16 protein-coding genes and 2 pseudogenes are annotated in these 22,489 nt (G+C 65.2%); 15 read left to right on the top strand and 3 right to left on the bottom strand.

Translation table 11 applies throughout. From position 1 onward, the window contains the following. Nucleotides 1-150: 150 nt before the first annotated feature. The 3 genes and pseudogenes from IVA91_RS37120 to IVA91_RS13105 form a co-directional block, all read left to right on the top strand. Nucleotides 151-627 (top strand): annotated as a pseudogene (locus IVA91_RS37120) (TRAP transporter small permease); the annotation flags it as partial. A gap of 219 nt (nucleotides 628-846) precedes the next feature. After that, nucleotides 847-2,127 carry a TRAP transporter large permease subunit gene (locus tag IVA91_RS37115; protein ID WP_247279334.1) on the top strand — a complete coding sequence of 427 codons (1,281 nt, stop codon included), beginning with the start codon at nucleotides 847-849 and terminating at the stop codon, nucleotides 2,125-2,127. Between the two features lie 186 nt (nucleotides 2,128-2,313). Continuing rightward, complete coding sequence (locus IVA91_RS13105) at nucleotides 2,314-4,242, top strand: alkyl sulfatase dimerization domain-containing protein (RefSeq protein ID WP_247279264.1); 1,929 nt, start codon at nucleotides 2,314-2,316, stop codon at nucleotides 4,240-4,242. Between the two features lie 203 nt (nucleotides 4,243-4,445). Here IVA91_RS13105 and IVA91_RS13100 read toward each other — a convergent pair whose 3' ends face one another. Continuing rightward, a complete protein-coding gene (locus IVA91_RS13100; protein ID WP_247279265.1) occupies nucleotides 4,446-5,516 on the bottom strand; it encodes a glycosyltransferase family 4 protein in 1,071 nt (356 codons plus the stop codon). Nucleotides 5,517-5,791: 275 nt separating this feature from the next. Between IVA91_RS13100 and IVA91_RS13095 the strand changes: the two genes are divergently transcribed. From IVA91_RS13095 to IVA91_RS13080, 4 genes are read left to right on the top strand one after another with little or no spacing between them, the layout of a single operon-like run. Next, nucleotides 5,792-7,555: an ABC transporter ATP-binding protein gene (locus IVA91_RS13095; RefSeq protein ID WP_247279266.1), complete on the top strand. Its 1,764-nt coding sequence runs from the start codon at nucleotides 5,792-5,794 to the stop codon at nucleotides 7,553-7,555. A gap of 58 nt (nucleotides 7,556-7,613) precedes the next feature. Further along, nucleotides 7,614-9,818: an amylo-alpha-1,6-glucosidase gene (locus tag IVA91_RS13090; RefSeq protein WP_247279267.1), complete on the top strand. Its 2,205-nt coding sequence runs from the start codon at nucleotides 7,614-7,616 to the stop codon at nucleotides 9,816-9,818. Nucleotides 9,819-9,841: 23 nt separating this feature from the next. After that, entirely contained in the window at nucleotides 9,842-10,363 is a 522-nt protein-coding gene (locus IVA91_RS13085; RefSeq protein ID WP_247279268.1) for a PRC-barrel domain-containing protein, read from the top strand. 23 nt (nucleotides 10,364-10,386) lie between these two features. Beyond that, complete coding sequence (locus IVA91_RS13080) at nucleotides 10,387-11,703, top strand: MFS transporter (protein ID WP_247279269.1); 1,317 nt, start codon at nucleotides 10,387-10,389, stop codon at nucleotides 11,701-11,703. A gap of 3 nt (nucleotides 11,704-11,706) precedes the next feature. Here IVA91_RS13080 and IVA91_RS13075 read toward each other — a convergent pair. Beyond that, nucleotides 11,707-11,877, bottom strand: a pseudogene (locus tag IVA91_RS13075) (MFS transporter); the annotation flags it as partial. Nucleotides 11,878-12,001: 124 nt separating this feature from the next. On the opposite strand from IVA91_RS13075, the gene IVA91_RS13070 reads away from it, so the two are divergent. Next, nucleotides 12,002-12,949, top strand: coding sequence for an oxygenase MpaB family protein (locus IVA91_RS13070; protein ID WP_247279270.1), 948 nt, complete (start codon nucleotides 12,002-12,004; stop codon nucleotides 12,947-12,949). Between the two features lie 124 nt (nucleotides 12,950-13,073). Here the strand turns inward: IVA91_RS13070 and glgA are convergent, their stop codons facing one another. Next, on the bottom strand, nucleotides 13,074-14,489 hold the full coding sequence (gene glgA, locus IVA91_RS13065; protein ID WP_247449696.1) for a glycogen synthase GlgA: 1,416 nt from the start codon (nucleotides 14,487-14,489) through the stop codon (nucleotides 13,074-13,076). A 181-nt stretch (nucleotides 14,490-14,670) separates the two neighbouring features. On the opposite strand from glgA, the gene IVA91_RS13060 reads away from it, so the two are divergent. From IVA91_RS13060 to IVA91_RS13030, 7 genes are all read left to right on the top strand, one after another. Continuing rightward, nucleotides 14,671-15,867 (top strand): CaiB/BaiF CoA-transferase family protein, encoded by a 1,197-nt coding sequence (locus tag IVA91_RS13060; RefSeq protein ID WP_247279272.1) that lies wholly within the window; start codon nucleotides 14,671-14,673, stop codon nucleotides 15,865-15,867. Nucleotides 15,868-15,999: 132 nt separating this feature from the next. Further along, nucleotides 16,000-17,535 (top strand): ABC transporter substrate-binding protein, encoded by a 1,536-nt coding sequence (locus IVA91_RS13055; protein ID WP_247279273.1) that lies wholly within the window; start codon nucleotides 16,000-16,002, stop codon nucleotides 17,533-17,535. A 7-nt stretch (nucleotides 17,536-17,542) separates the two neighbouring features. Further along, nucleotides 17,543-18,493, top strand: a complete 951-nt coding sequence (locus tag IVA91_RS13050; RefSeq protein ID WP_247279274.1) for an ABC transporter permease — start codon at nucleotides 17,543-17,545, stop codon at nucleotides 18,491-18,493. After that, complete coding sequence (locus tag IVA91_RS13045; protein WP_247279275.1) at nucleotides 18,480-19,352, top strand: ABC transporter permease; 873 nt, start codon at nucleotides 18,480-18,482, stop codon at nucleotides 19,350-19,352. The genes IVA91_RS13050 and IVA91_RS13045 overlap by 14 nt, the downstream gene beginning before the upstream one ends. Then, nucleotides 19,349-20,341: an ABC transporter ATP-binding protein gene (locus IVA91_RS13040; protein WP_247279276.1), complete on the top strand. Its 993-nt coding sequence runs from the start codon at nucleotides 19,349-19,351 to the stop codon at nucleotides 20,339-20,341. Before IVA91_RS13045 ends, IVA91_RS13040 begins: the two co-directional genes overlap by 4 nt. Then, nucleotides 20,338-21,309, top strand: a complete 972-nt coding sequence (locus IVA91_RS13035; RefSeq protein WP_247279277.1) for an oligopeptide/dipeptide ABC transporter ATP-binding protein — start codon at nucleotides 20,338-20,340, stop codon at nucleotides 21,307-21,309. Before IVA91_RS13040 ends, IVA91_RS13035 begins: the two co-directional genes overlap by 4 nt. Nucleotides 21,310-21,391: 82 nt before the next feature. Next, nucleotides 21,392-22,459, top strand: a complete 1,068-nt coding sequence (locus tag IVA91_RS13030; RefSeq protein ID WP_247279278.1) for an alcohol dehydrogenase — start codon at nucleotides 21,392-21,394, stop codon at nucleotides 22,457-22,459. The last annotated feature ends 30 nt before the right edge of the window (nucleotides 22,460-22,489 follow it).

The raw sequence follows: 22,489 nt of genomic DNA, 5'->3' as shown, positions 1-22,489 counted from the left end.
GCGGCCTAATAAGGACAATAACAACGGTCGGGGGTGATCGCACTCCCGGCCGTTTCGCTCTTGAATGGACGAGCCAATGCTGGGGGGACCAAGTTGCTGCGGGTGCTGAATCGTTTTCTCAACCATCTCGAGGAATGGCTGATCGCGACGATGATCGCGGCTGCGACGTCGCTGATCTTCGTCGCCGTGCTGCACCGCTACGGGGCAGGGCTGTCGATCGATATCGCCAAATGGGCCGAAGCCCGCAACCTGGCTTTCCTCGCCGTACCCGCGCGCGCTGCGTTCGTGTGGCTTGCCTCGCTCGACCTGTCCTGGGCGCAAGAGCTCTGCATCTACATGTTCATCTGGATGGCGAAGTTCGGCGCGGCCTACGGCGTGCGCACCGGCATCCATGTCGGCGTCGACGTGCTCGTCAACATCCTTCCGGGCGGATCGCGCCGTCGCGTTATCACCTTCGGTCTGTTGTGCGGCGCGCTCTTCACCGCCATCGTGGGCTATTTCGGGGCCGCGTTCGTCGGCCAGATGTGGCAGACGGGCCAGCAGTCCAACGATCTCGAAGCGCCGATGTGGATGGTCTATCTCACCATTCCGCTCGGCTCCGGCCTGATGTGCTTCCGCTTCCTGCAAGTGGCGTGGTCGTTCTACCGCACCGGCGAGCTGCCGCATCACGACATGGCGGGCGTCGAGGGCGTCGAAGCGGATCCGGTGCATCCGGCCCCGGTCACCCCCAGCCAGGTCGCCCGGGACGAGCGCAGCCCGCTCGGCTGGATCCTGATGCTGCTGCCGATTCTGATCGTCGCCCTGTGCTTTGCGCATGCCGGCCACATCATCACGCTGCCGCAAGGCCTGCGCGTCGCCATCGTGTTCGCGCTGCTGCTGTCATTGATGCTGACGGGCATGCCGATCTCGATCGCGCTTGGTCTGACCGTGCTCAGCTTCATGTTCACGCTGACCGACGTGCGCACGGAATCGGTGGCGCTGAAGCTGTTCACCGGCATCGAGAATTTCGAGATCATGGCGATCCCGTTCTTCATTCTCGCCGGCAACTTCCTGACCCATGGCGGCGTGGCACGCCGGATGATCACGTTCGCGACCGCGCTGGTCGGCCATTGGTACGGCGGCCTCGCACTCTCCGGCGTGGTCGCCTGCGCGCTGTTCGCGGCGATTTCCGGCTCCTCGCCGGCGACCGTGGTGGCGATCGGCTCGGTGATCCTGCCTGCGATGGTCGCGCAAGGATTTCCCAAGCGGTTCGGGGCGGGGGTGATCACGACCTCCGGCTCGCTCGGCATTCTCATTCCGCCGTCGATCCCGATGGTTCTCTACGCCGTCTCCACCAACAGCTCGGTGGGCAAGCTGTTCATCGCCGGCATCGTGCCGGGGTTGGTGCTGGCCTCGCTGCTTGGGGCGACGACATTCTATCGGGCCTGGCGCAACGACTATCCGCGGATGCCGAAGGCTACGTTCCTTCAGCGTCTCGACGCATTTCGCAAATCGATCTGGGGCATTTTGCTGATCGTCATCGTGATCGGCGGCATCTATAGCGGCCTGTTCACGCCGACGGAAGCTGCCGCCGTCAGCGCGGTCTACGCCTTCATCGTCGCAGTGTTCATCTACAAGGATCTGAAGCTGCGCGATGTGCCGCGGGTGCTGCTGTCGTCGGCGAACCTATCGGCGATGCTGCTCTATATCATCACCAACGCGGTGCTGTTCTCGTTCCTGATGACCTACGAGAACGTGCCGCAGGCGCTGGCACAATGGATGATCGACCAGGGCTTGGGCTGGATCGGCTTCCTGCTGCTCGTCAACCTCCTGCTGCTGCTGGCGGGCAACGTGATGGAGCCGTCCTCGATCATCCTAATCATGGCGCCGATCCTGTTTCCGGTCGCGGTCAAGCTCGGCATCGATCCGATCCATTTCGGCATCCTGATGACGGTCAATATGGAGGTCGGGCTGTGCCATCCGCCCGTCGGCCTCAATCTCTACGTCGCATCAGGTATCGCCAAGATGGGCATCACCGAGCTCACCGTCGCGGTGTGGCCCTGGCTCCTGACCATGTTGGGATTCCTCGTGGTGGTGACGTATTGGCCAGGTCTGTCGTTGTGGCTGCCAAGGCTGCTGGGGATGTAGCTGATAGCCCTCTCCTTGCGGGAGAGGGTGGCTCGCCGCGCAGCGGCGAGACGGGTGAGGGGTCTCTCTGCGCGTGAGGCTCGCGCAATCGAGTTCGCGGAGAGAGACCCCTCATCCGGCGCTTCGCGCCGCGGTCTTTCACACAAGGGACGAAGGGAATGAGGCACCGTCCGGGAGGAGAGCAACATGGCTGAAGCCAACAACGAGTCGAAACACGCTTCTCCCTCTGTCATCGCGCAGCATGACGCCATGCTGAACGCGCTGCCGTTTTCAGACACGCGCGATTTCGACGATGCCGCGCGCGGCTTTCTCGGCACGATCGAGAACGCGACAATCACAAATCCGCAAGGGCGGACGGTCTGGAGCCTGGAGCCTTACGGCTTTCTCTCTGCTGAACGGGCGCCGCCCACCGTCAATCCGAGCCTGTGGCGGCAGTCGCGGCTCAACATGCATCACGGCCTGTTCGAGGTCGTGCCCGGCGTGTATCAGGTGCGCGGGCTCGACATCGCCAACATGACGCTGATCGAGGGCGACAGCGGCGTCATCGTCGTGGATACCCTGACCTCGATCGAGGGCGCGCGCGCCGCGCTCGATCTCTACTTCAGCCATCGTGGCAAGCGCCCGGTCGCGGCCGTCATCTTCACGCACACCCACACCGATCATTGGGGCGGCGCGCGCGGCGTGCTGGAGGAGGAGGCGCTGGCGACTAGCCGCGTGCCGATCATCGCGCCGAACCTGTTCATGGAGCACGCCGTCTCCGAGAACATCATCGCCGGACCGGCGATGCTGCGCCGGGCGCAGTACCAGTTCGGTCCCTTTCTCGCGAAGGGCGTGCGCCGGCAGGTGGATTGCGGGCTCGGCAAGTCGATGGCGGCGGGATCGGTCGCACTGCTGCGCCCGACCGATTTGATCATGGCGACCGGCGAGACGCGTGTCATCGACGGCCTCGAGTTCGAATTCCAGATGGCGCCGAACAGCGAAGCGCCGGCGGAGATGCATTTCTTCGTCCCGCGCTACAAGCTGCTGAACCTTGCCGAGAACTGCACCCACAATTTCCACAATCTGCTGCCGTTCCGTGGCGCCGACGTGCGCGATGCGCTGGCCTGGTCGAAATATCTGGGCGAGGCCCTGCTGCTTTGGGATGACAAGGCGGAGGCGATGTGCGGCCAGCATCACTGGCCGGTGTGGGGGCGGGAGCGCATCGGCACCATGATCCGGCAGCAGCGCGATCTCTACAAATTCGCGCACGACCAGACCATCCGCCTGATGAACCACGGCCTCACCGCCGCCGAGATCGCCGAGACCATCCAGCTGCCGAAGAGCCTTGAGTCCGCCTGGCACGGCCGCGGCTATTACGGCCACATCCGGCACAACGTGAAGGCGATCTACCAGAAATATCTCGGCTGGTACGACGCCAATCCGGTCAATCTCGATCCGCTGCCTCCGGTAGAATCAGGCAAGAAGTATGTCGAATACATGGGTGGCGCGGATGCCATCCTGGCGCGGGCACGGACGGATTTCGACAAGGGCGAGTTTCGTTTCATCGCGCAAGCGCTCGGCCATCTCGTCTTCGCCGAGCCGGACAATCAGCCGGCGCGCGCGTTGCTGGCGGATACGCTCGAGCAGCTCGGCTATGCCGCCGAAAGCGCGACCTGGCGCAACGCCTATCTGTTCGGCGCGCAGGAGCTGCGAAACGGCATGCCGAAGGCGCCCCAGCGCCCGCCAATGCCGCGCGAAACGCTGGCCGCATTGCGCACCTCGCAGCTCTGGGACCTGCTCGGCATCCGCCTCAACGGCCCGAAAGCGGAAGGCAAGCACATCGTGCTGAACTGGAGTGTTTCCGACACCGGCGAGACCTTCGTGCTCAATCTGGAGAACTCTGCGTTGACCTATGCCGAGGGCGTGCAGGCGGAGCGCGCGGATGCCAGCTTCACGCTGGCACGCGCGACGCTCGACGAAGTCATTGCAAAACAGACGAGCTTTCCGGAGGCGGTCGCCGCCGGCAAGATCAAGCTATCAGGCAATCCGATGCGGCTCGCCGAGCTGATGGGCCTGATGGATGAATTCCCGCGCATGTTCGAGATCGTCGAGCCGAAGCGGGCGTTGGTGAGCTAGGCGCGCGGTCTGTTGGCTCTGACCTCTTTCCTTCTCCCCTTGTGGGAGAAGGTGGCGCGAAGCGCCGGATGAGGGGTCCGTTTCCGCGGAGAGATTTTTCCTTGGCGAGGCCAACCCCTCACCCAAGCGAGTGTGCCGCGTGGGTCTTGAGCCCTCTCCCACAAGGGGAGAGGGCACTTCGACCAGCAGCGTTGCTTGAGGCGCTACTCCGCGCTGCTCACCAGCTTGATTCGCGGCGCCTGTGCCTCGGTCAGGCTGCGATACGCCGCGAGATAGTCCAGTGCCATGCGCCGCGCCGTGAAGCGGGTCTCGAACTGCTTGCGGATTGCAGTGCGGTCCAGTTGCGCGAGGCGTTTGACCACTCCCGCTGCGCTGATGACGTCCTCGACGATGAAGCCGGTGAGGCCCTCGTCGATGATCTCCGGCACCGAGCCGCGGTTGAAGGCGACCACCGGCGTTCCGCACGCCATGGCTTCGATCATCACCAGACCGAACGGCTCCGGCCAGTCGATTGGCAGCAAGAGACCGAGCGCGCCGCTCAAAAAGTCCGATTTCTCGTGATCGCTGATCTCGCCGATGAACTCGACCAGCGGATTGTTCTCGATCATCGGCCGGATCAGTTCGTCATAATAATCCTGGTCGGCGCGATCGACCTTGGCGGCGATCTTCAGCGGGATGCCGCAATGCGTCGCGATCTTGATGGCGCGGTCGACGCCCTTCTCGGGCGCGATGCGGCCGAGCACGGCGAGATATTCCTGCTTGACGGGTTTCGGCGTCAGCAGATTCTCTGGCAGGCCGTGATGAATGGTGGTGACCCAGTTCGCCTGCGGCACGGGCCGCCGCTGCGCATTGGAGATCGAAATAACCGGCATTTTCGAGAAAGTGTTGAAGACCGGCTGGTGCTCCGGCAGGTCGAGACGGCCGTGCAGCGTGGTCACGAACGGCGTTGGCTGCCGGTAGAACAGCGACCAAGGATAGTAGTCGAGGTGGAAGTGGAGGAAGTCGAACTCCTCGTCGTCACATTTCTGCCGCACGCGCTCCAGCAACACCATGTGCAGCGCATTGGGATCACGCACGGAACCATCCAGGCGGAGCGCCCGCGGCCATAATGCATCCAGCTTTGCCGAGGTTTGCGAGTCGCCGCTGGCGAACAGCGTCACATCGTGTCCAAGGGCCACCAGCTCTTCCGTCAACCAATGCACCACCCGCTCGGTGCCGCCATACAGTTTGGGTGGAACAGCCTCCGTCAACGGAGCAACCTGCGCGATGCGCATCTCACCATCTCCTCTGTGCGATCATGTATTGAAACCCCCCGCCTGTACGGCACCGGCAATGCCAGACAAAGGAACGTTCCCGCACCTGCGAAGTTCCTCCCTCCGAACGTTACATATTCGACACGTCAGGGGGACGTCTCGATGCTGCCACTACATCTTCTCAGATCGTCCGCATCCGCATGTCGTGATCGCCGGGCCCGGGAACCGAGGCGAAGTGGTCGCTGTTCACTCGACCAGTAACGAATTGAAAATCAGCATAACGGGGCGATAGCCATATGGATCAGCTTTCTGGATACGCGCGCAGGCCATTTGCCTTTGTCTTGCGCTATCTCCGGCGTCGTCTCGCGTCACACCTGGTGATTCTGACCGCTGTCGTGGCAGCGGTTGCCTGCTCCGTGGGCACCCAGTACGGCGTCAAATCCCTGGTCGACAGCCTGTCCGCCGGACCATCTCATGGCGGGAGCGTATGGCTGGCATTCATTCTGCTCATGTCACTGATCGCCGCCGACAACTTTCTGTGGCGGATCGCGAGCTGGACGGCGAGCTTCACCTTCGTCCGGGTCACCGGTGATTTACGCCGCGACATATTTCGTCATCTGACCGGCCACGCGCCGAGCTATTTCTCCGATCGCATGCCGGGCATGCTGACGAGCCGCATCACGGCGACTTCCAACGCGGTGTTCACGGTCGAGAACATGTTCGTCTGGAACGTGCTGCCGCCCTGCATCGCCACAATTGCGGCAATCACCCTGATCGGAACCGTGAGTCCGTATATGGCGCTGGGCCTGATCGTGATCGCCGGCGGCATGGTGGTCGCGATGTTCCACTTGGCCGCCGCCGGCAAGCCGCTGCATGATGATTTCGCCGACAAAGCCGCGGTGGTCGACGGCGAGATGATCGACGTGATCAGCAACATGCCGCTGGTGCGCGCCTTCTGTGGCATCAGCCACGAGCATGAGCGGTTCGATGCGACGGTGAACCGGGAGCTCACCGCGCGGGGCCGCAGCCTGCGGTACCTGGAGAAGCTGCGGATCACACATGCCGGCGTAACCGTCGTGCTGACCGTGGCGCTGATGGCCTGGGCGATCACGCTGTGGCAGAAGGGCGAGGCGACCACCGGCGACGTCGTGCTGGTCTGCACCCTCGGCCTGTCCATTCTCAATGCGACGCGCGATCTCGCGGTGGCGTTGGTCGACGTCACCCAGCACGTCGCGCGGCTGACCGAGGCGATCGCCACCCTGCTGGTGCCGCACGAGCTGCGCGATCACCCCGAGGCCGAGCCTCTGGTCAAGAGCGGCGCCGCGATCGCGTTCAATAACGTCACCTTCGGCTATCCCGGCGGCGAGAAGATTTTCGAGCGGTTCAGTCTACGCTTGCAACCCGGCCAGCGCGTCGGCCTGGTCGGCCAGTCCGGCGGCGGCAAATCGACCCTGTTCACGCTGCTGCAGCGCTTCTACGACGTCGATGAGGGTAACATCACCATCGATGGCCAGGACATTTCCAAGGTGACGCAGCTGAGCCTGCGCGAGGCGATCTCAGTCGTGCCGCAGGACATCTCCCTGTTCCACCGCTCCATCCGCGAGAACATCCGTTATGGCCGGCCGAACGCCACTGACGACGAGGTGCTGCGCGCGGCGATCGCGGCGCGCTGCGATTTCGTCGAGAGCTTGCCGGAAGGTCTCGATACCATGGTCGGCGACCGCGGTGTGAAGATGTCGGGCGGCCAGCGCCAGCGCATCGCGATCGCGCGCGCTTTCCTCAAGGACGCGCCGATCCTGCTGCTCGACGAGGCGACCGCAGCGCTCGACAGCGAGTCGGAGGAGGCTATCCGCGAGGCACTGTCGCGGCTGATGCGCGGCCGCACCGTGGTTGCGATCGCGCATCGCCTGGCGACGCTGCGCAATTTCGATCGCGTGGTCGTGCTCAAGGCCGGCAAGATCATCGAGGATGGCGCGCCCGACCGGCTGATGCAGGGTCACGGCCCCTACCGTGAGCTGGTGACGCAGGAGATGAGCCGGCTCGCGAAGGTCGCCGCGTAGATCGAGCAGTCGCGTTCGCGTTGGTTGCGTTTCGAATCAAGGCGCAGGGGAGCAGCTCATGGCAGCCGAAACCGTAACCCAGATCATTTCCGTGTCCCAGACGGTGGAGGCCGTCGCGGAGCAGACGTTCTACATTCCGATGACGGGACCCGCCGCCCGGCCGCGGCGGTCCCTCAAGCACGACGATACCTTCGTCGTGCTCGACAGCCACGGCGACATCGGCGCTTCGGCGGGCGGGCCGGACGGGCTGTTTCACTACGACACGCGCTACCTGGCGCGGCTGGAGCTCGTGCTCGACGATCTTCAGCCGCTGCTGCTCGGCTCGAACCTCCGCGACGACAATTCGGCGTTGACGGTCGATCTCACCAATCCCGACATCTACCGTCAGGGCCGCCTCGTGTTCCAAAAGGATCTGCTGCACATCGTGCGCACGATCTTCCTGTGGCGCGGTAGCGCTTATCAGCGCATCGGCGTGCAGAACCACGGCGACGCACGCGCCAGCTTCGAGCTGACGCTGCTGTTCGACAACGACTTTGCCGACCTGTTCGAGGTCCGCGGCGAGCGGCGCCCGCGCCGTGGCACCGGTACGAGCCGCTTGTTAGGTCCGACCGACGTGTTGTTCGAGTATCGCGGCCTCGACGAGGCCGAGCGCATCACTGGCCTGCATTTCGATCCGCGTCCGACGCGGCTGTCGGTCAATGCTGCGACTTGGCAGCTCGAGCTCGACCCGCACGAGGCCAGATCGCTGTTCGTTGCCGTCTCCTGCAACCGGCCCGTGACCGAAAAGCCGGCGCGATTCTTCCCCGGCCTCTTGGCGCACCGCCGCGAGATGCGGCAGTCGACCATGGGCGCCGCTAGCATCGAGACCTCCAACAACATCTTCAACGAGGTGCTGTGCCAGGCCATGGCCGACCTCAACATGCTGATGACGGAGACGCCGCAAGGGCGTTATCCCTATGCCGGCATTCCCTGGTACTCGACGACGTTCGGCCGCGACGGCCTGATCACCGCGCTCCAGATGCTCTGGGTCGATCCGCGCGTCGCCAAGGGCGTATTGCGGCGCCTTGCGCACTTCCAGGCGAAGGCGGTCGATCCGCTCGCCGACGCCGCGCCCGGAAAGATCCTGCACGAGATGCGCGGCGGCGAGATGGCAGCGTTGGGCGAGGTGCCGTTCTCCCAATATTACGGCAGCGTCGATTCGACCGCGCTATTCGTCCTGCTCGCGGGAAGCTATTTCGAACGTACCGGCGACGAGGCCACGTTGATCGAGCTGTGGCCGGCGATCGAGGCCGGGCTCGCCTGGATCGACGGCCCCGGCGATCCCGATCAGGACGGTTTCGTCGAATACCAGCGCGCGACGGAGAAAGGACTCGCCAACCAGGGCTGGAAGGATTCCTACGACGCGATCTTCCATGCTGACGGCCAGCTCGCGGAAGGCAACATCGCGCTCGCCGAAGTCCAGGGCTACGTCTACGCGGCCAAGCAGTCGGCGGCGCGCTGTGCTCTGCGGCTCGGCAAGCCGGACCGCGCGCGCCAGCTCGAGGCCGAAGCCAAGGCGCTGGCCGAGCACTTCGAGAAGGCGTTCTGGTGCGAGGAGCTCGGCACCTATGCGCTCGCCCTCGACGGCAAGAAGCGCCCCTGCAAGGTGCGGACCTCGAATGCCGGGCAGGTGTTGTTCAGCGGCATGATCCGCGAGGACCGCGCCCGTCTGGTCGCCGCCGATCTGATGCGGCCGCATTTCTACTCGGGCTGGGGCATCCGCACCGTCGCGCAAGGCGAGGTGCGCTACAACCCGATGTCCTATCATGACGGGTCGATTTGGCCGCACGACAACGCGCTGATCGCGCTCGGGCTCGCGCGCTACGGCCTCAAGCATTCGGTGGCGCATGTCTTCAAGGGGCTGTTCGACGCGGCGACCTATATGGATTTGCGTCGGCTGCCCGAATTGTTCTGTGGCTTCCGGCGTGAGAAGCGGCGCGGTCCGACGCTGTATCCGGTCGCCTGCGCGCCGCAGGCCTGGGCCAGCGCGACGCCGTTCACGTTGCTGGAGGCGGCGCTCGGCATCGAGTTCGACGTGGCGCGCGGGGAGATTCGCCTGCGCAATCCGCATCTGCCGGCGTTCCTGAACGAGGTGATCCTGCGCGATGTGCGGCTGGGCGAGTCCAGCGTGGATCTGCGCGTCAGCCGCCACGCCGATGACGTGGCGCTGGAAGTGTTGCGCACGCGCGGCCAGATCCAGGTCTCGATCGTGCTGGCGCGCTAGCGGCGTGCCGTGAGGAGGGTGTGATGCGTGCCATCGGAGCGCTGATCATGGGCGTAGCCATCGTCGCGGGCCTGGCGGCTGCGCCCTCGCACGCCGCGGAGGATCAGCCCGCGAGCCAGAGCGAAGCGAATGCGCCGCCGCCGGCACAGCCGCCGGCCTCGACCGTTCCGGTCACTCCGAAGGATGCCGCCCCGCCGCCCTCGGTAACCATCATCGGCGCGAGCGAGGCGCATGGCGTCCTCGGCCGCGACGTGCGCAGCGCCGCCGGCGAAGACATGGGCCGTATCGTCGACGTCATCGTCGATCGCACCGGCCATGTGCGCGCGGCGGCGATCGATTTCGGCGGCTTTCTCGGCGTCGGCAGCCGTAAGATCGTGGTGGACTGGAACGCGCTGCGCTTCGGCAAGATCGCCAACAAGAAGGACAGCATCACGCTGGAATTGACCAAAGCGCAGGTCGCGGCCGCGCCGGAATACAAGGAAGACACGCCGATCGTGGTGCTCGGCGCGTCCGGCAGCCTTCAACCGCTGCAAGCGATTCAGTGAGGTGCCCGGAGGGCTGACCGCCTGTGCTGTTGTCGAGCAAGCCGAAACATGCAGATCGCGACGGCCCCGTTGAGCAGGACCACGTCGCCGCGCTACCGGCTGTAGGCCTTCCGGCACCGTCGCGCCAGAGCCTGCGCGGGCTCGACTGGTTCATCTTCTTCCTCGCCGATGTGCAGACCGGATTTGGTCCGTTCATCGCGGTTTACCTCACGACGCAGAAATGGACCCAGGTCGAGATCGGCCTCGTGCTGTCGATCGGCGGCATCGTCGCCCTGATCGGGCAGATGCCGGGCGGGGCAATCATCGATGCGGCGAAATCGGAACGGCTGGTGGCCGCGCTTGCGATTGCCACCATCGGCTGCTGCGCGCTGGCCTACGCCGCGATGCCGATCTTCCCAGTGGTGGTGACCGCCGCCACCCTGCATGCGATGGCGAGCTGCGTGCTGGGGCCGGCGATTGCCGCGATCAGCCTCGGCCTCGTCGGTCCGCTCGCGATCGGCGAGCGTCTTGGCCGCAATGCGCGCTTTGCCTCGCTCGGCAACGGCGTCGCGGCGGCAGTAATGGGCACCGCCGGCTATCTGCTGTCGAGCCGCTCGGTATTCCTGGTCACCTTCCTGCTCGCGATCCCGACCCTGATCGCGCTTTCGCGCATCCGCGAGCACGAGGTCGACATCGCGCGCTGTCACGGTGAGATGCCGCCTGAGGCAGCCGATCGCGGCGACACCAATGTCTGGCACCTGATTCAGCAGCGTCCGCTGATCGTGTTCGCGCTGAGCGTGCTCTTGTTGCAGCTCGCGAACGCGGCGATGATGCCGCTGATGGCGAGCGCGGTGACGGCCCGGTCGAGCCAGTGGGCGACGGTGCTCGTCGCCTTTTGCATCGTCGTCCCGCAGGCGATCGTGGCGCTGCTGTCGCCGACCGTCGGGCGCAAGGCACAACTCTGGGGCCGGCGGCCGCTGCTTCTGATCGGATTCGGCGCGTTGACGATTCGCGGTCTGTTGTTCGCAACCGTGCGCGATCCCTATCTACTCGTGCTGGTGCAGGTGTTCGACGGCCTCACCGCGGCCGTGTTCGCGGTGATGATTCCGCTGATCGTCGCCGACGTTGCCTTCGGCAGCGGTCACTTCAACCTGGCGCAGGGCATCGTCGGCACTGCGACCGGCATCGGTGCGTCCTTGAGCACCGCGCTTGGCGGCTATGTCAGCGACAAGTTCGGCAACGCCACCGCATTCATCGGACTATCCGGGGTCGCCGCGACGGGGCTTCTGCTGATTCTGTTCGTGATGCCGGAGACGCGGCGCGCGGGTATGACTGCAGCACCGGATCGTCCATCCTGGTGATGCTCAATTCGTTGCCGGCGTAGCGCCCACGCCGGCCACGCAAGCGTGCCAGCCGAAAGCGTCGAACAGTCGCCCCAGCACGGCCGTGCCGACCAGTCCGCCACAGAAATAGCAGGCAAGATAGGTGCCGCCGGCGATGCCGCGGTTGTCGGAGGCCGCCTGTCCGACGAAGCCGATATGGACGCACTGCCGATTGCGGCGGACTGAGAGCCTTGTTCGTCATTGTTTTGCGCGATGGCGATTTCGCAGGCGCGCGGTCCGGGCTATTGTCGCCATGTCTTCGTCGCGAGGCTTGCAATTGGTTGGTGAAAAAGATCTGGAGGCGTCGCTCGATAGGCTGCGCGCGAACGCGGCGGGACCGGTCGCAGGCGTGTTCGGTCCGGCCTCACTGACCTGGCAGATCGACCGGGAAGCCGTCATCTTCCTCGGCGCCGGCCGTGCGCTGCTGCTGCAACTGGCGCATCCATGGGTCGCGGCGGCGATCGCCGAGCATTCGCGCACTCTTGCCGATCCGATCGGCCGCTTCCATCGCACTTTCGACGTCGTCTTTACCATGGTGTTCGGCTCGCTGGACCGGGCGCTGCGGTCGTCGCGGCAGTTGCACCGGCGCCACAGCATGATCGTCGGCGAGATGCCCGAGACCGTCGGTCCGTTCGCGGCCGGCTCGCGCTACTGCGCCAACGACATTCCCTCGCTCCGCTGGGTCCATGCGACGCTGGTCGAGACCGCGCTGATGGCGCATGATCTGGTGCTGCCGCCACTCTCGGCGGAGGAGCGCGAGCGCTATTGGAGCGAGGCCCGGCTGTACGGCGCCCTGTTCGGACTGACGGGGGATGATCTGCCGGCGGACTGGTCGGGCTTTGCAGCCTACACCAAGGCGATGGCGCAGTCGGACACGCTGACCGTCAGCCCGGCGGCGCGCGAGATCGCGGAGCAGATCTTCAGCGGCGCCCGTCCCTGGTTGCGGCCGCCGCGATGGTATCGCGCGCTCACGGCGAGGATGCTGCCGGAACGCTTGCGAGCCGGCTTCGGATTTGAGCTCGATGAGCGGGACATCACAACTGCCGATCACGCGCTGAAATGGATACGGCGTGTCTATCCGAGATTGCCCGACAGGCTGCGCTATGTCGGGCCCTATCAGGAGGCGCAGGCGCGGCTGCGCGGCGAGCCGCAGCCCGACTGGCTGACCCGATGCCTCAACAGAGCCTGGATCGGGCGGCCGCAGATGGATGTGCGGGGGAAGTAGAGTCTCAAAGCCAAGTGTGTCCGGTCGTGCCGTTCACGGGGTGCCGTTATTCCTCCGTCATTCCGGCGGTACGATGGATTCCGGGCTGGCGCCAAGAGGCGCGCCCTGGAATGACAGTGTCGCCTCACACCGACGCCAGCTTCCGGTATAGCGCGCTGTAGCTGCCGGCCGAGATGCTCCAGGAGAACGATCGTCCCATCGCGCTGCGACGCATGGTATCGAGCTGGTCCTGCGCCATGAACGCCTCGAACGCGCGGCGGACGCCGCCGAGGAAGGATTCACGCGAGGGTCTTGAGAACAGGAAGCCGGTCTCGCCGTCAGTGATGGTTTCGGCAAGGCCGCCGGTCTGGTGTCCGATCGGCAGCGAGCCGAAGCGCTGCGCGTACATCTGGCTGAGCCCGCATGGCTCGAAGCGTGAGGGCATCAGGGTGAAATCGCTGCCGGCGAAAATACGGCGGGCCTGGGCGTCGTTGAAGCCGATCACGACCCCGATGGCGTCGGGGCGGCGCCGGTGCGCGTCGATCAAGGCTTGCTCGAGCGCCGGCTCACCGGAGCCGGTGACCACGATCTGCCCGCCGGCATCGACGATCTCGTCGGCGGCCGACAGCACGAGGTCGATGCCCTTCTGGTGCACAAGGCGGGCAACGATGCCGAACATGGGACCGCGTGAGACCGCAAGCCCGAACTGCTTGCGCACGTAGTCCGCATTCGCTTTCTTGCCGACCCAGTCGCCCGCGCCGAATTGCTGGGCGAGCTGTGCGCAGGAGCGTGGGTCCCAGCTCTCGTCGATGCCGTTGAGGATGCCGGTGAGCTCGGCCGCGTCGGAGCGGACGCGAAGCAGGCCTTCGAGGCCGCAGCCGTATTCGGCCGTCGTGATCTCGCGCGCATAGGTACCGCTGACCGTGGTGAGGTGAGAGGCATAGACCAGCCCCGCCTTGAGGAACGAGACCTGGTCGTAGAATTCGACGCCGTCAATGTGGAACGAGCTCTCCGGAGCGCCGATCCGCCGCAGCGAGTCCTTCGGGAAGAGACCCTGATAGGCGAGATTGTGGATGGTCAGGATCGACGGCAGCTTGGCGCCGCGCCAGGCGAGATAGGCCGGCACGAGCGAGGCCTGCCAGTCATTGGCATGGATCAGGTCTGCTGCCCAATTCTTGTCCAGCGTGCCCATGGCCAGCTCAGCGGCGGCCGAGGCAAGGCGCGCGAAGCGGATGTCATTGTCGGGCCAGTCGCGCCCGGATTCGTCGCCATAGGGATTGCCGGGCCGGTCGTAGAGCTGTGAGCACAACAGCACGTAGACCGGCAGGCCATCCTTGGTCGCGGCCCGTCCGAGCGAGCAGGCCGGCATCTCCGCAAATGCCGGACAGCGGCCAACGATTTGAATGTGCGTGAGTTGCTCGATGATGTCGCGATAGCCGGGCAGCATGATCCGGATATCGGCAAAGGAGCGAAGGGCGCGAGGAAGGGCCGCGGAAACGGCGCCAAGTCCGCCGACGCGGACGAAGTCGTCCATCTCTGTCGTGACGAACAAGACCCTCAAGAACAGCTGCCCTCTGCCGAGCCCGCTTGCCTCTATGCAAGAACGGGTCCAGTTGCCGTCACACTCAAATCCCCGCCCACGCGGCCTGACCGTTCGGTAAAGACTTTCCTACTCAGCCGCCGCCCTCTAGGGTCGGCGCATCAACAACAAAGAACACTGAAGGTTCCATGGGGCTCCGCGGATGCAGCTAGCAGATAAGCATGAGGGGAAGACGACAAAGGCCTTTGCGGGCCTGCGGGTCCTGGATTTTTCGACCACGATTGCCGGTCCCCATTGCACGCGGATGCTCGCCGATATGGGCGCTGAGGTCATCAAAATCGAGAGCGACGGCGGAGAGACGATGCGGACCCGACCACCGCTCCGCAAGGGTTGCAGCACCACGTTCGGCCAGCTCAATGTCGGCAAGAAGAGCGTGGTGCTCGACCTCAAATCCGAGGACGGCAAGGAGGCGGTGCGCCGGCTGGCCGCGACATCAGACATCCTCGTCGAGAACTTCCGCCCGGGGGTGATGCGCCGGCTGCGGCTCGACTACGACAGCATGCGTCAGATCAACCCAAGGCTGATCTACTGCTCGATCTCCGGCTACGGCCAGACCGGGCCCTCGGCCGAACTGCCGGCCTATGCGCCGGTGATCCATGCGGCCTCGGGCTACGACATGGCGCATCTCGCCTACCAGCCCGGCCGCAGCCGTCCCGACTATTGCGGCATCTACCATGCCGACGTCGTCACTGGCACCTACGGCTTCGGCGCGATCGCGTCCGCGCTCTATCAGCGCACCGTGACGGGCCTTGGCCAGCATATCGACGTTTCCATGCTGGAAACGATGCTGTCGCTGACGCTGACCGAGTTGCAGAGTTCGCAATTCGCCGTGAAGCCGCCGCCGCGCCCGATGTTCGGGCCGACGGAGACGGCCAGCGGCTACGTCATGATCACAATCGCCAGCGAGAAGACCTTTCGGGGTCTGATGGAGGTGATCGGCCGCCCCCAATGGATTTCCGATCCGCGCTTTTCGACCTACGCCGCGCGCCGCGAGAACTGGGCCGAGATGATGGACGGCGTCGAAGCCTGGTCACGGCAGCTCACGACCGATGCATGCCTTGCCGCGCTCGGCGCGGCCGGCGTCCCCGCCTCGGCCTATCGCACCGTGTCCGAAGCGCTGGCTGATCCGCAGCTCGCGCAACGGCAGGCGCTGTCCGAGGTGCGGGATGAAGGCGGCTCCTTCCAGGTGCTCAATTTGCCGTTCCGGATGTCGGGCGCGGACACCGCGCCAGCCGAGACGATGGCCGTGCTCGGCGAGCACACGGATGCGCTGCGCGCCGAGATCGGCCTTGCGAGCGATGCGCCAATTCCGTCAGGCAAAACGGCCGCGACGCGCTGAACGCAACGCGCCGCGGCATGCGGCGCTCGAACCCTCGTGCGTTCCTCTTGCCGTGGCGGACATTTGTCGCCAATCTCGCTCCCGAGTCATTCAACGATCCGAAACATCGGACGAGGGATCCTGGGAGGAATCATGACGAAGGCGGCTGCACTCGCACGCAAGCGCGTGCCGATTTTCCTCGTCGCGGCATTTGCTCTGGCCGCGCCTGCGCAAGCGCAGAAATCGGGCGGCAGCATCACCGTCGGACAGGAGTTGGAAATTGCAGGGTTCGATCCGCTCAAGGTCGGCGTCTACGACACCTCCACCTTCACCGCGGCCGCCGCAATCTTCGACACGCTGACGACGCTCGATGAGAAAGGGGAGGCCGCGCCAAAACTGGCGGTGTCCTGGACCCATTCCGATGATTACAAGAGCTGGACCTTCAAGCTGCGCCAGGGCGTGAGATTCCATGACGGCACGCCGTTCAACGCGCAGGCTTTCAAGGAGAATTTCGACCGGCAGAAGGACCCCGCCAACAAGTGCCGCTGCGCCTTCTACATCACCAACGTCAAGGAGGTGCTGGCGCCCGACGAGTACACCATCGTCTATAATCTCACCGATCCGGCCGTGAACCTGCCGGCGACGATAACCATCCAGAGCCAGAACAACGTCGTGCATTCGCCGACGGCCTGGAAGACCAAGGGCGACGACTATAATCGCAATCCCGTCGGCACCGGCCCCTACATGCTGAAATCCTGGACTGCGGGCGACCGCATGGTGCTGGAAAAGAACCCCGATTACTGGGACAAGGGCCGTCCCTATCTTGACCGCATCATCCTAAAGCCGCTGCCGGACGCGCAGTCGCGCTTCGCCTCGCTGCAATCCGGCGAGGCCGACATCATCTGGGACGACGAGAACGACGCCGACAACATCATGAGGGCGCAGAAGGATCCCAAGCTCACCGTGCACACCTACAAGGGCTCGGGCGCGCAGGTCTATGCCTTCAACACCAAGGTCGCGCCGTTCGACGACGTCCGCGTGCGGCAGGCGCTGGTGATGGCGATCGACCGTCCAAAAATGTCGCAGGCGATCAGCAACGGCCTGAGCCGACCCGCGAGCAATCCCTATGGCGACGGCTCCTGGGTCAAGTGCAAGGACGACGGTGCGCTGCCGTTCGATGTCGAGAAGGCCAAGGCGCTGCTCAAGGATTATGGCAAGCCGGTCGAGTTCAAGATGCTGGTGACCGCAACGCCGCGTGGTCGCATGATCGGCCAGGTGCTCCAGCAGTTCTGGAAGCGCGTCGGCGCCAACATGGAGATTGAGCAGGTCGACCAGGCCACCATTCCGTCGCGCGCCTTCGCCCGCCAGTTCCAGCTGACGCCATGGCGCATCGTCGATCTCGCCGATCCCGATCCGCAGATGTATGCGAATTTCCGCAGCGGCAGCCCACTCGCGCTCGCGGGCTTTTCAGATCCCGAGCTCGACCGGCTGCTCGATCATGCCCGCGTCACCGCTGATCCGGCACAGCGCACAGAGGATTATTGCGCGATCAGCCGCCTGATCAACAAGGAGGCGATCTGGTTCTGGACGTTCCAGAACACCTATTACGCGCTGTCGAGCGCCAAACTGAGAGGCTTTCCAAAAATCTACAACGGCGTGATCGACGTCTCGAGCACCTGGCTGGAATGAAAGCGCGATGCTGAACTTCGTCGTTCGGCGGCTCCTTGCCATCCTGCCGGTTCTGCTGGCCGTCTCGTTGCTGACCTTCCTGATCGCATCGCTGCTGCCGGGCGATCTCGCTTTGGTCATCCTCGGCGACCAGGCGACGCCGGAGAACGTTGCGGCGCTGCGCCGTGACATGGGGCTCGACCAGCCGCTGTGGTGGCGTTACCTGAGCTGGCTCGGTCATGTGTTGCAGGGCGATCTCGGCCGCTCCTTCCGCACCGGACAGACGGTGCTCCAGGCGGTGGCCGAGCGCATCCCGGTCTCGCTCCAGCTGATGCTGATGGCGGAGTTCATCGGGCTCCTGATCGGCGTGCCGCTCGCGATCGCCTGTGCCGCGCGCGCCGGCGGCGCCTTCGACCGCTTCATGACCGGCAGCGCCTTTGCCATGCTGTCGATGCCGTCCTTCCTGACCGCGATCCTCCTGATCTATCTGTTCGCGGTCGAGCTGCACTGGCTGCCGGCGACCGGCTATGTGCCGTTCACGGAGGCGCCGCTGGCCAATCTGCGCTTCTTCGTGCTGCCCGCGCTGACGCTGGCGCTGGCGGAATGGCCGGGCATCATGCGCGTGCTGCGCTCCGACATGATCGCGACCTTGCAGGAGGACTATATCGCGTTGGCCAAGGCCAAGGGCCTCAAGCCAGCGCGCATTCTGTTCGTGCATGCGCTCAAGCCGTCGTCGCTGACGCTGGTGACGGTGACCGGGATCAATATCGGCCGCTTGCTCGGCGGCACGCTGATCGTGGAATCGATCTTTGCGCTGCCTGGCATCGGCCGGCTGCTGGTCGGCGCGATCTATACCCGCGATCTTGTCATTCTCCAGGGCGTGGTGCTGCTGGTCGCCTGCGGCTTCGTGCTCGTGAACTTCATCGTCGACATGCTCTACGCCGTGCTCGACCCCAGGATTCGCCATGGCCACGCTTGAGCTCTCGATGCAGGGGGATGCGACGTCCGCGCCCGCTCGCGGCAGGCATAAGTTCGGCCTGCTGTTTTGGCTCGCGAGCGGCTGGCTCGCGATCGTTCTTGCGCTCGCGATCCTCGCGCCGGTGCTGCCGCTGCAGAACCCGACCGACATGGACATGCTGGAGCGCCGCGCGGCGTTCTCCGGAGAGCACTGGCTCGGCACCGACGGGCTCGGCCGCGACGAGTTCGCTCGCCTGATCTTTGGCGCGCGGGTGTCGCTGACAGTCGGGCTGATCGCGCCGATGATCAGTCTCGTTTTCGGCGGCGCGCTCGGCCTGCTCGCCGGCTATTTCCGCGGCCGGTTCGAGATGCTGGTGGTCGGCAGCATGGACGTGTTGCTGGCCTTTCCGCCGCTGATCTTCGCGCTGGCCGTGACCGCCTATCTCGGCCAATCCGTCCCCAATCTCACCTTGATCCTCGGCGTGCTCGGCATTCCCGCCTTCATGCGGGTGGCACGCGCGGCAACGCTGACGCTGGCGCGGCGGGAATTCGTGATTGCAGCAGAGGCGCTCGGCGCCAGCCATGCCCGCATCATCTTGCGCGAGCTGCTGCCGAACGTGATCCTGCCGCTGCTCGCCTTCTTCCTGCTCGGTGTCGCCGTCACCATCGTGGTCGAGGGCGCGCTGTCCTTCCTCGGTCTCGGCGTGCCGCCGCCGATGGCGAGCTGGGGCAGCATGATCGGCGAAGGACGCGACAGTCTCGACATCGCGCCGCGGCTCGCCTTCCTGCCGGCGGCGGCGCTGTTCCTGACCGTCCTGGCCTTCAACCTTGTCGGCGATACCTTGCGGGCGCTGACCGACCCGCGTCAGGGGGCATTGTGAGCGCGCCGCTCCTGAGCATCGAGCACGTCGCGGTCGAGCTGCCGACACCGCGCGGCAATCTGCGTGCTGTGGATCACGTCGACCTGTCGCTGGCGGCCGGCCGCACGCTCGGCATCGTCGGTGAGTCTGGCTGCGGCAAGACCATGCTGTCGCGCGCGGTGCTCCAGCTGCTGCCGAAGAAGGCGAAGCTCACCGGCCGGGTGATATTCGACGGCGAGGATCTGGTGCGGCTCGATGCGGAACGGCTGCGGCGCTTGCGTGGGCGCGATCTGGCGGTCGTGTTCCAGGATCCGATGACCTCGCTCAATCCGGTGCTCACCATCGGCACCCAGCTGATGGAGACGATCCAGGAGCATCTCGAGCTGGATGCCGCGGCGGCACGGAAGCGCAGCATTGAGCTGCTGGCGGCCGTTGGCATTCCGGCACCGGAGCAGCGGCTCGCGCAATACCCGCATCAATGCTCCGGCGGCATGCGCCAGCGCATCGCGATCGCGATCGCGCTGTCCTGCGAACCGAAGCTGCTGATCGCGGACGAGCCCACCACGGCACTCGACGTGACCATCCAGGCGCAGATTCTCGATCTCCTGGCGCGCGAGCAGCGCCGCCGTCACATGGCGATGATCATCATCACCCATGATCTCGGCGTGGTCGCCGGCCGGGCCGACGAGGTCGCCGTGATGTATGCGGGCAGGGTGGTGGAGCGCGCACCGACGTCGGCGCTGTTCAAGCGCATGCATATGCCCTACACCGAGGCGCTGCTGGCGGCGATTCCGAAGTTGGACACCGCGCCGCATACGCTGCTGCCTGCGATCTCCGGCCGTCCGCCGGACCCGACACGGCCGCTGCGTGGCTGCTCCTTTGCGCCGCGCTGCCGCTATGCCGCGGGGCGCTGTCACGAGGCCAAGCCCGAACTGAAGGGCGCGGAGATGCCGGAGCATCTCTATGCCTGCTTCTATCCGATCCGGATGGCCGAGGGGATCGGCGCATGATGCAGCTTGCCGTGCGCCCCGAGCCGCTGCTGAACGTCGACAATCTCGTCGTCGAATATGGTCTCGGCAACAAGACGGTGCATGCCGTCTCCGGTGTCAGCTTCGAGGTCGCGCGCGGCGAGACGCTGGGGCTGGTCGGTGAATCCGGCTGCGGCAAGTCGACGCTGGGGCGTGCGGTCCTGCAATTGCGTCGCGCCAGGTCCGGGCGCGTGATGTTCGACGGCCAGGATCTGACGGCGATGGAGGGCGAGGCGCTGCGCAAGATGCGCCGCCGCGTGCAGCTGATCTTCCAGGATCCGATCGCCTCGCTCAACCCGCGCCGGCGTATCGGCGACATCGTCGCCGAGCCGCTGATCATCGCCGGCGTCAAGGATGCTGCCGAGCGCAAGCGGCGCGTTCACGAGGTGCTCGTCGCGGTCGGGCTCGATCCCGATATCGTGGCGGGCCGTTTGCCGCATGAATTCTCCGGCGGGCAGTGCCAGCGCATCTGCATCGCGCGGTCGCTGGTGCTCAATCCTGAGTTCATCGTCTGTGACGAGCCCGTCTCGGCGCTCGACGTCTCCATCCGCGCGCAGATTCTCAATCTGCTGGAGGAGATGAAAGCGCGCTTCGGCCTGACGCTGCTGTTCATCGCGCATGATCTCGCGGTGGTCAAAGCGGTCAGCGACCGTGTCGCGGTGATGTATCTCGGCCGGCTCTGCGAGGTCGGGCCGTCGGAGCAATTGTTCGCAAGGCCTGCGCATCCCTACACGGACCTGCTGTTGCGGGCGATCCCGGTGCCGGATCCGGACGTGCGTCCCGCCGAGAGTGTGGCGACCGGCGAGCCGCCATCGCCGATTGCGCCGCCGTCCGGCTGCCGCTTCCGCACCCGCTGTCCGCGCGCCGATCAGCAATGCAGCGCGCAGATACCGGAGTTGCGCGAGGTCGCAATCGGCCAGTTCGCGGCTTGCCATCATCCGCGGGCCTAAACTAAGACGACTTCGGGGTTTGTCTCGTCGCGTCGGCCATGGCATGGTGGCGCGACAACAAGAACATGCCGGGAGGATGTCGATGAAGAGCTTCAAGGTCGCCGATTTCAAGGCGCCGCTGCAGGAGGTCGACGAGCCCACGCCGCAGCCGTCGGGTACCCAGGTTCTGATCAAGGTCAAGGCGGCCGGCGTCTGCCACAGCGACCTCCACATCTGGGAGGGCGGCTACGATCTCGGTCACGGTCGTAAGCCGCTGTCGCTGAAGGACCGTGGCATCAATTTGCCGCTGACGATGGGCCACGAGACGGTCGGCGAAATTTTGGCGTTCGGTCCCGACGTGAAGCCGACCGACCAGGGCGACCTCAAGCTCGGCGATGTCGGCCTGGTCTATCCCTGGATTGGTTGCGGCAAATGCGCCACCTGCCTCGGCGGCGACGAGAACATGTGCCTGACGCCGCGCTCGCTCGGCGTCTATTGCGATGGCGGTTATGCCGATCACATGCTGGTGCCGCATCCGCGCTATCTGCTCAATCTCCGGGGGCTCGATCCCGCGACAACCGCCCCCTACGCCTGCTCGGGCGTCACCACCTACAGCGCGCTGAAGAAGGTCGAGCAGCATTTCGACACGCCGATCGTGATGTTCGGCGCCGGCGGCCTTGGCCTGATGGCGCTGTCGCTCTTGAAAGCGATGGACGGCAAGGGTGCGATCATGATCGACATCGATGCGAAGAAGCGCGAGGCGGCGGAAAAGGCCGGTGCGCTCGCGACCGTCGATCCCAAGGCGTCGGATGCGCTGGAGCAACTCGCCAAGAAGGCGGGCGGTCCGATCCGCGCCGTGATCGACCTCGTCGGCAACGCCGCGACGACGCAGCTCGGCTTCGACTGCCTGACCAAGGGCGGCAAGCTCGTCATCGTCGGCCTGTTCGGCGGCGGCGCGACCTGGGCGCTGCCGCTGATTCCGATCAAGGCCGTGACGATCCAGGGCAGCTATGTCGGCAATTTGCGCGAGACGCAGGAATTGCTCGATCTGGTGCGAACGAAGAAAGTGCCACCGATCCCGGTGACGCCGCTGCCGCTCGCCAGGGCCAACGACGCGCTGGTGCAATTGCAGCAGGGCGCGGTGGTCGGGCGCACCGTGCTGACGCCGTAGTTTCACATCGTCGTTCCGGGGCGATGCAAA

Source organism: Bradyrhizobium sp. 153 (assembly GCF_023073835.1).
GTDB lineage: Bacteria > Pseudomonadota > Alphaproteobacteria > Rhizobiales > Xanthobacteraceae > Bradyrhizobium.
Note: the sequence above shows the minus strand (reverse complement) of the source record. Positions and strands in the feature narration are given on the sequence as shown.

Coding starts and splice junctions, on each gene's coding strand:
- IVA91_RS13035 (WP_247279277.1), top strand. CDS start 20,338: ATGATGCAGCTTGCCGTGCGCCCCGAGCCGCTGCTGAACGTCGACAAT.
- IVA91_RS13105 (WP_247279264.1), top strand. CDS start 2,314: ATGGCTGAAGCCAACAACGAGTCGAAACACGCTTCTCCCTCTGTCATC.
- IVA91_RS13085 (WP_247279268.1), top strand. CDS start 9,842: ATGCGTGCCATCGGAGCGCTGATCATGGGCGTAGCCATCGTCGCGGGC.
- IVA91_RS13100 (WP_247279265.1), bottom strand. CDS start 5,516: ATGCGCATCGCGCAGGTTGCTCCGTTGACGGAGGCTGTTCCACCCAAA.
- IVA91_RS13030 (WP_247279278.1), top strand. CDS start 21,392: ATGAAGAGCTTCAAGGTCGCCGATTTCAAGGCGCCGCTGCAGGAGGTC.
- IVA91_RS13055 (WP_247279273.1), top strand. CDS start 16,000: ATGACGAAGGCGGCTGCACTCGCACGCAAGCGCGTGCCGATTTTCCTC.
- IVA91_RS13050 (WP_247279274.1), top strand. CDS start 17,543: ATGCTGAACTTCGTCGTTCGGCGGCTCCTTGCCATCCTGCCGGTTCTG.
- IVA91_RS13095 (WP_247279266.1), top strand. CDS start 5,792: ATGGATCAGCTTTCTGGATACGCGCGCAGGCCATTTGCCTTTGTCTTG.
- IVA91_RS13060 (WP_247279272.1), top strand. CDS start 14,671: ATGCAGCTAGCAGATAAGCATGAGGGGAAGACGACAAAGGCCTTTGCG.
- IVA91_RS13045 (WP_247279275.1), top strand. CDS start 18,480: ATGGCCACGCTTGAGCTCTCGATGCAGGGGGATGCGACGTCCGCGCCC.
- IVA91_RS13090 (WP_247279267.1), top strand. CDS start 7,614: ATGGCAGCCGAAACCGTAACCCAGATCATTTCCGTGTCCCAGACGGTG.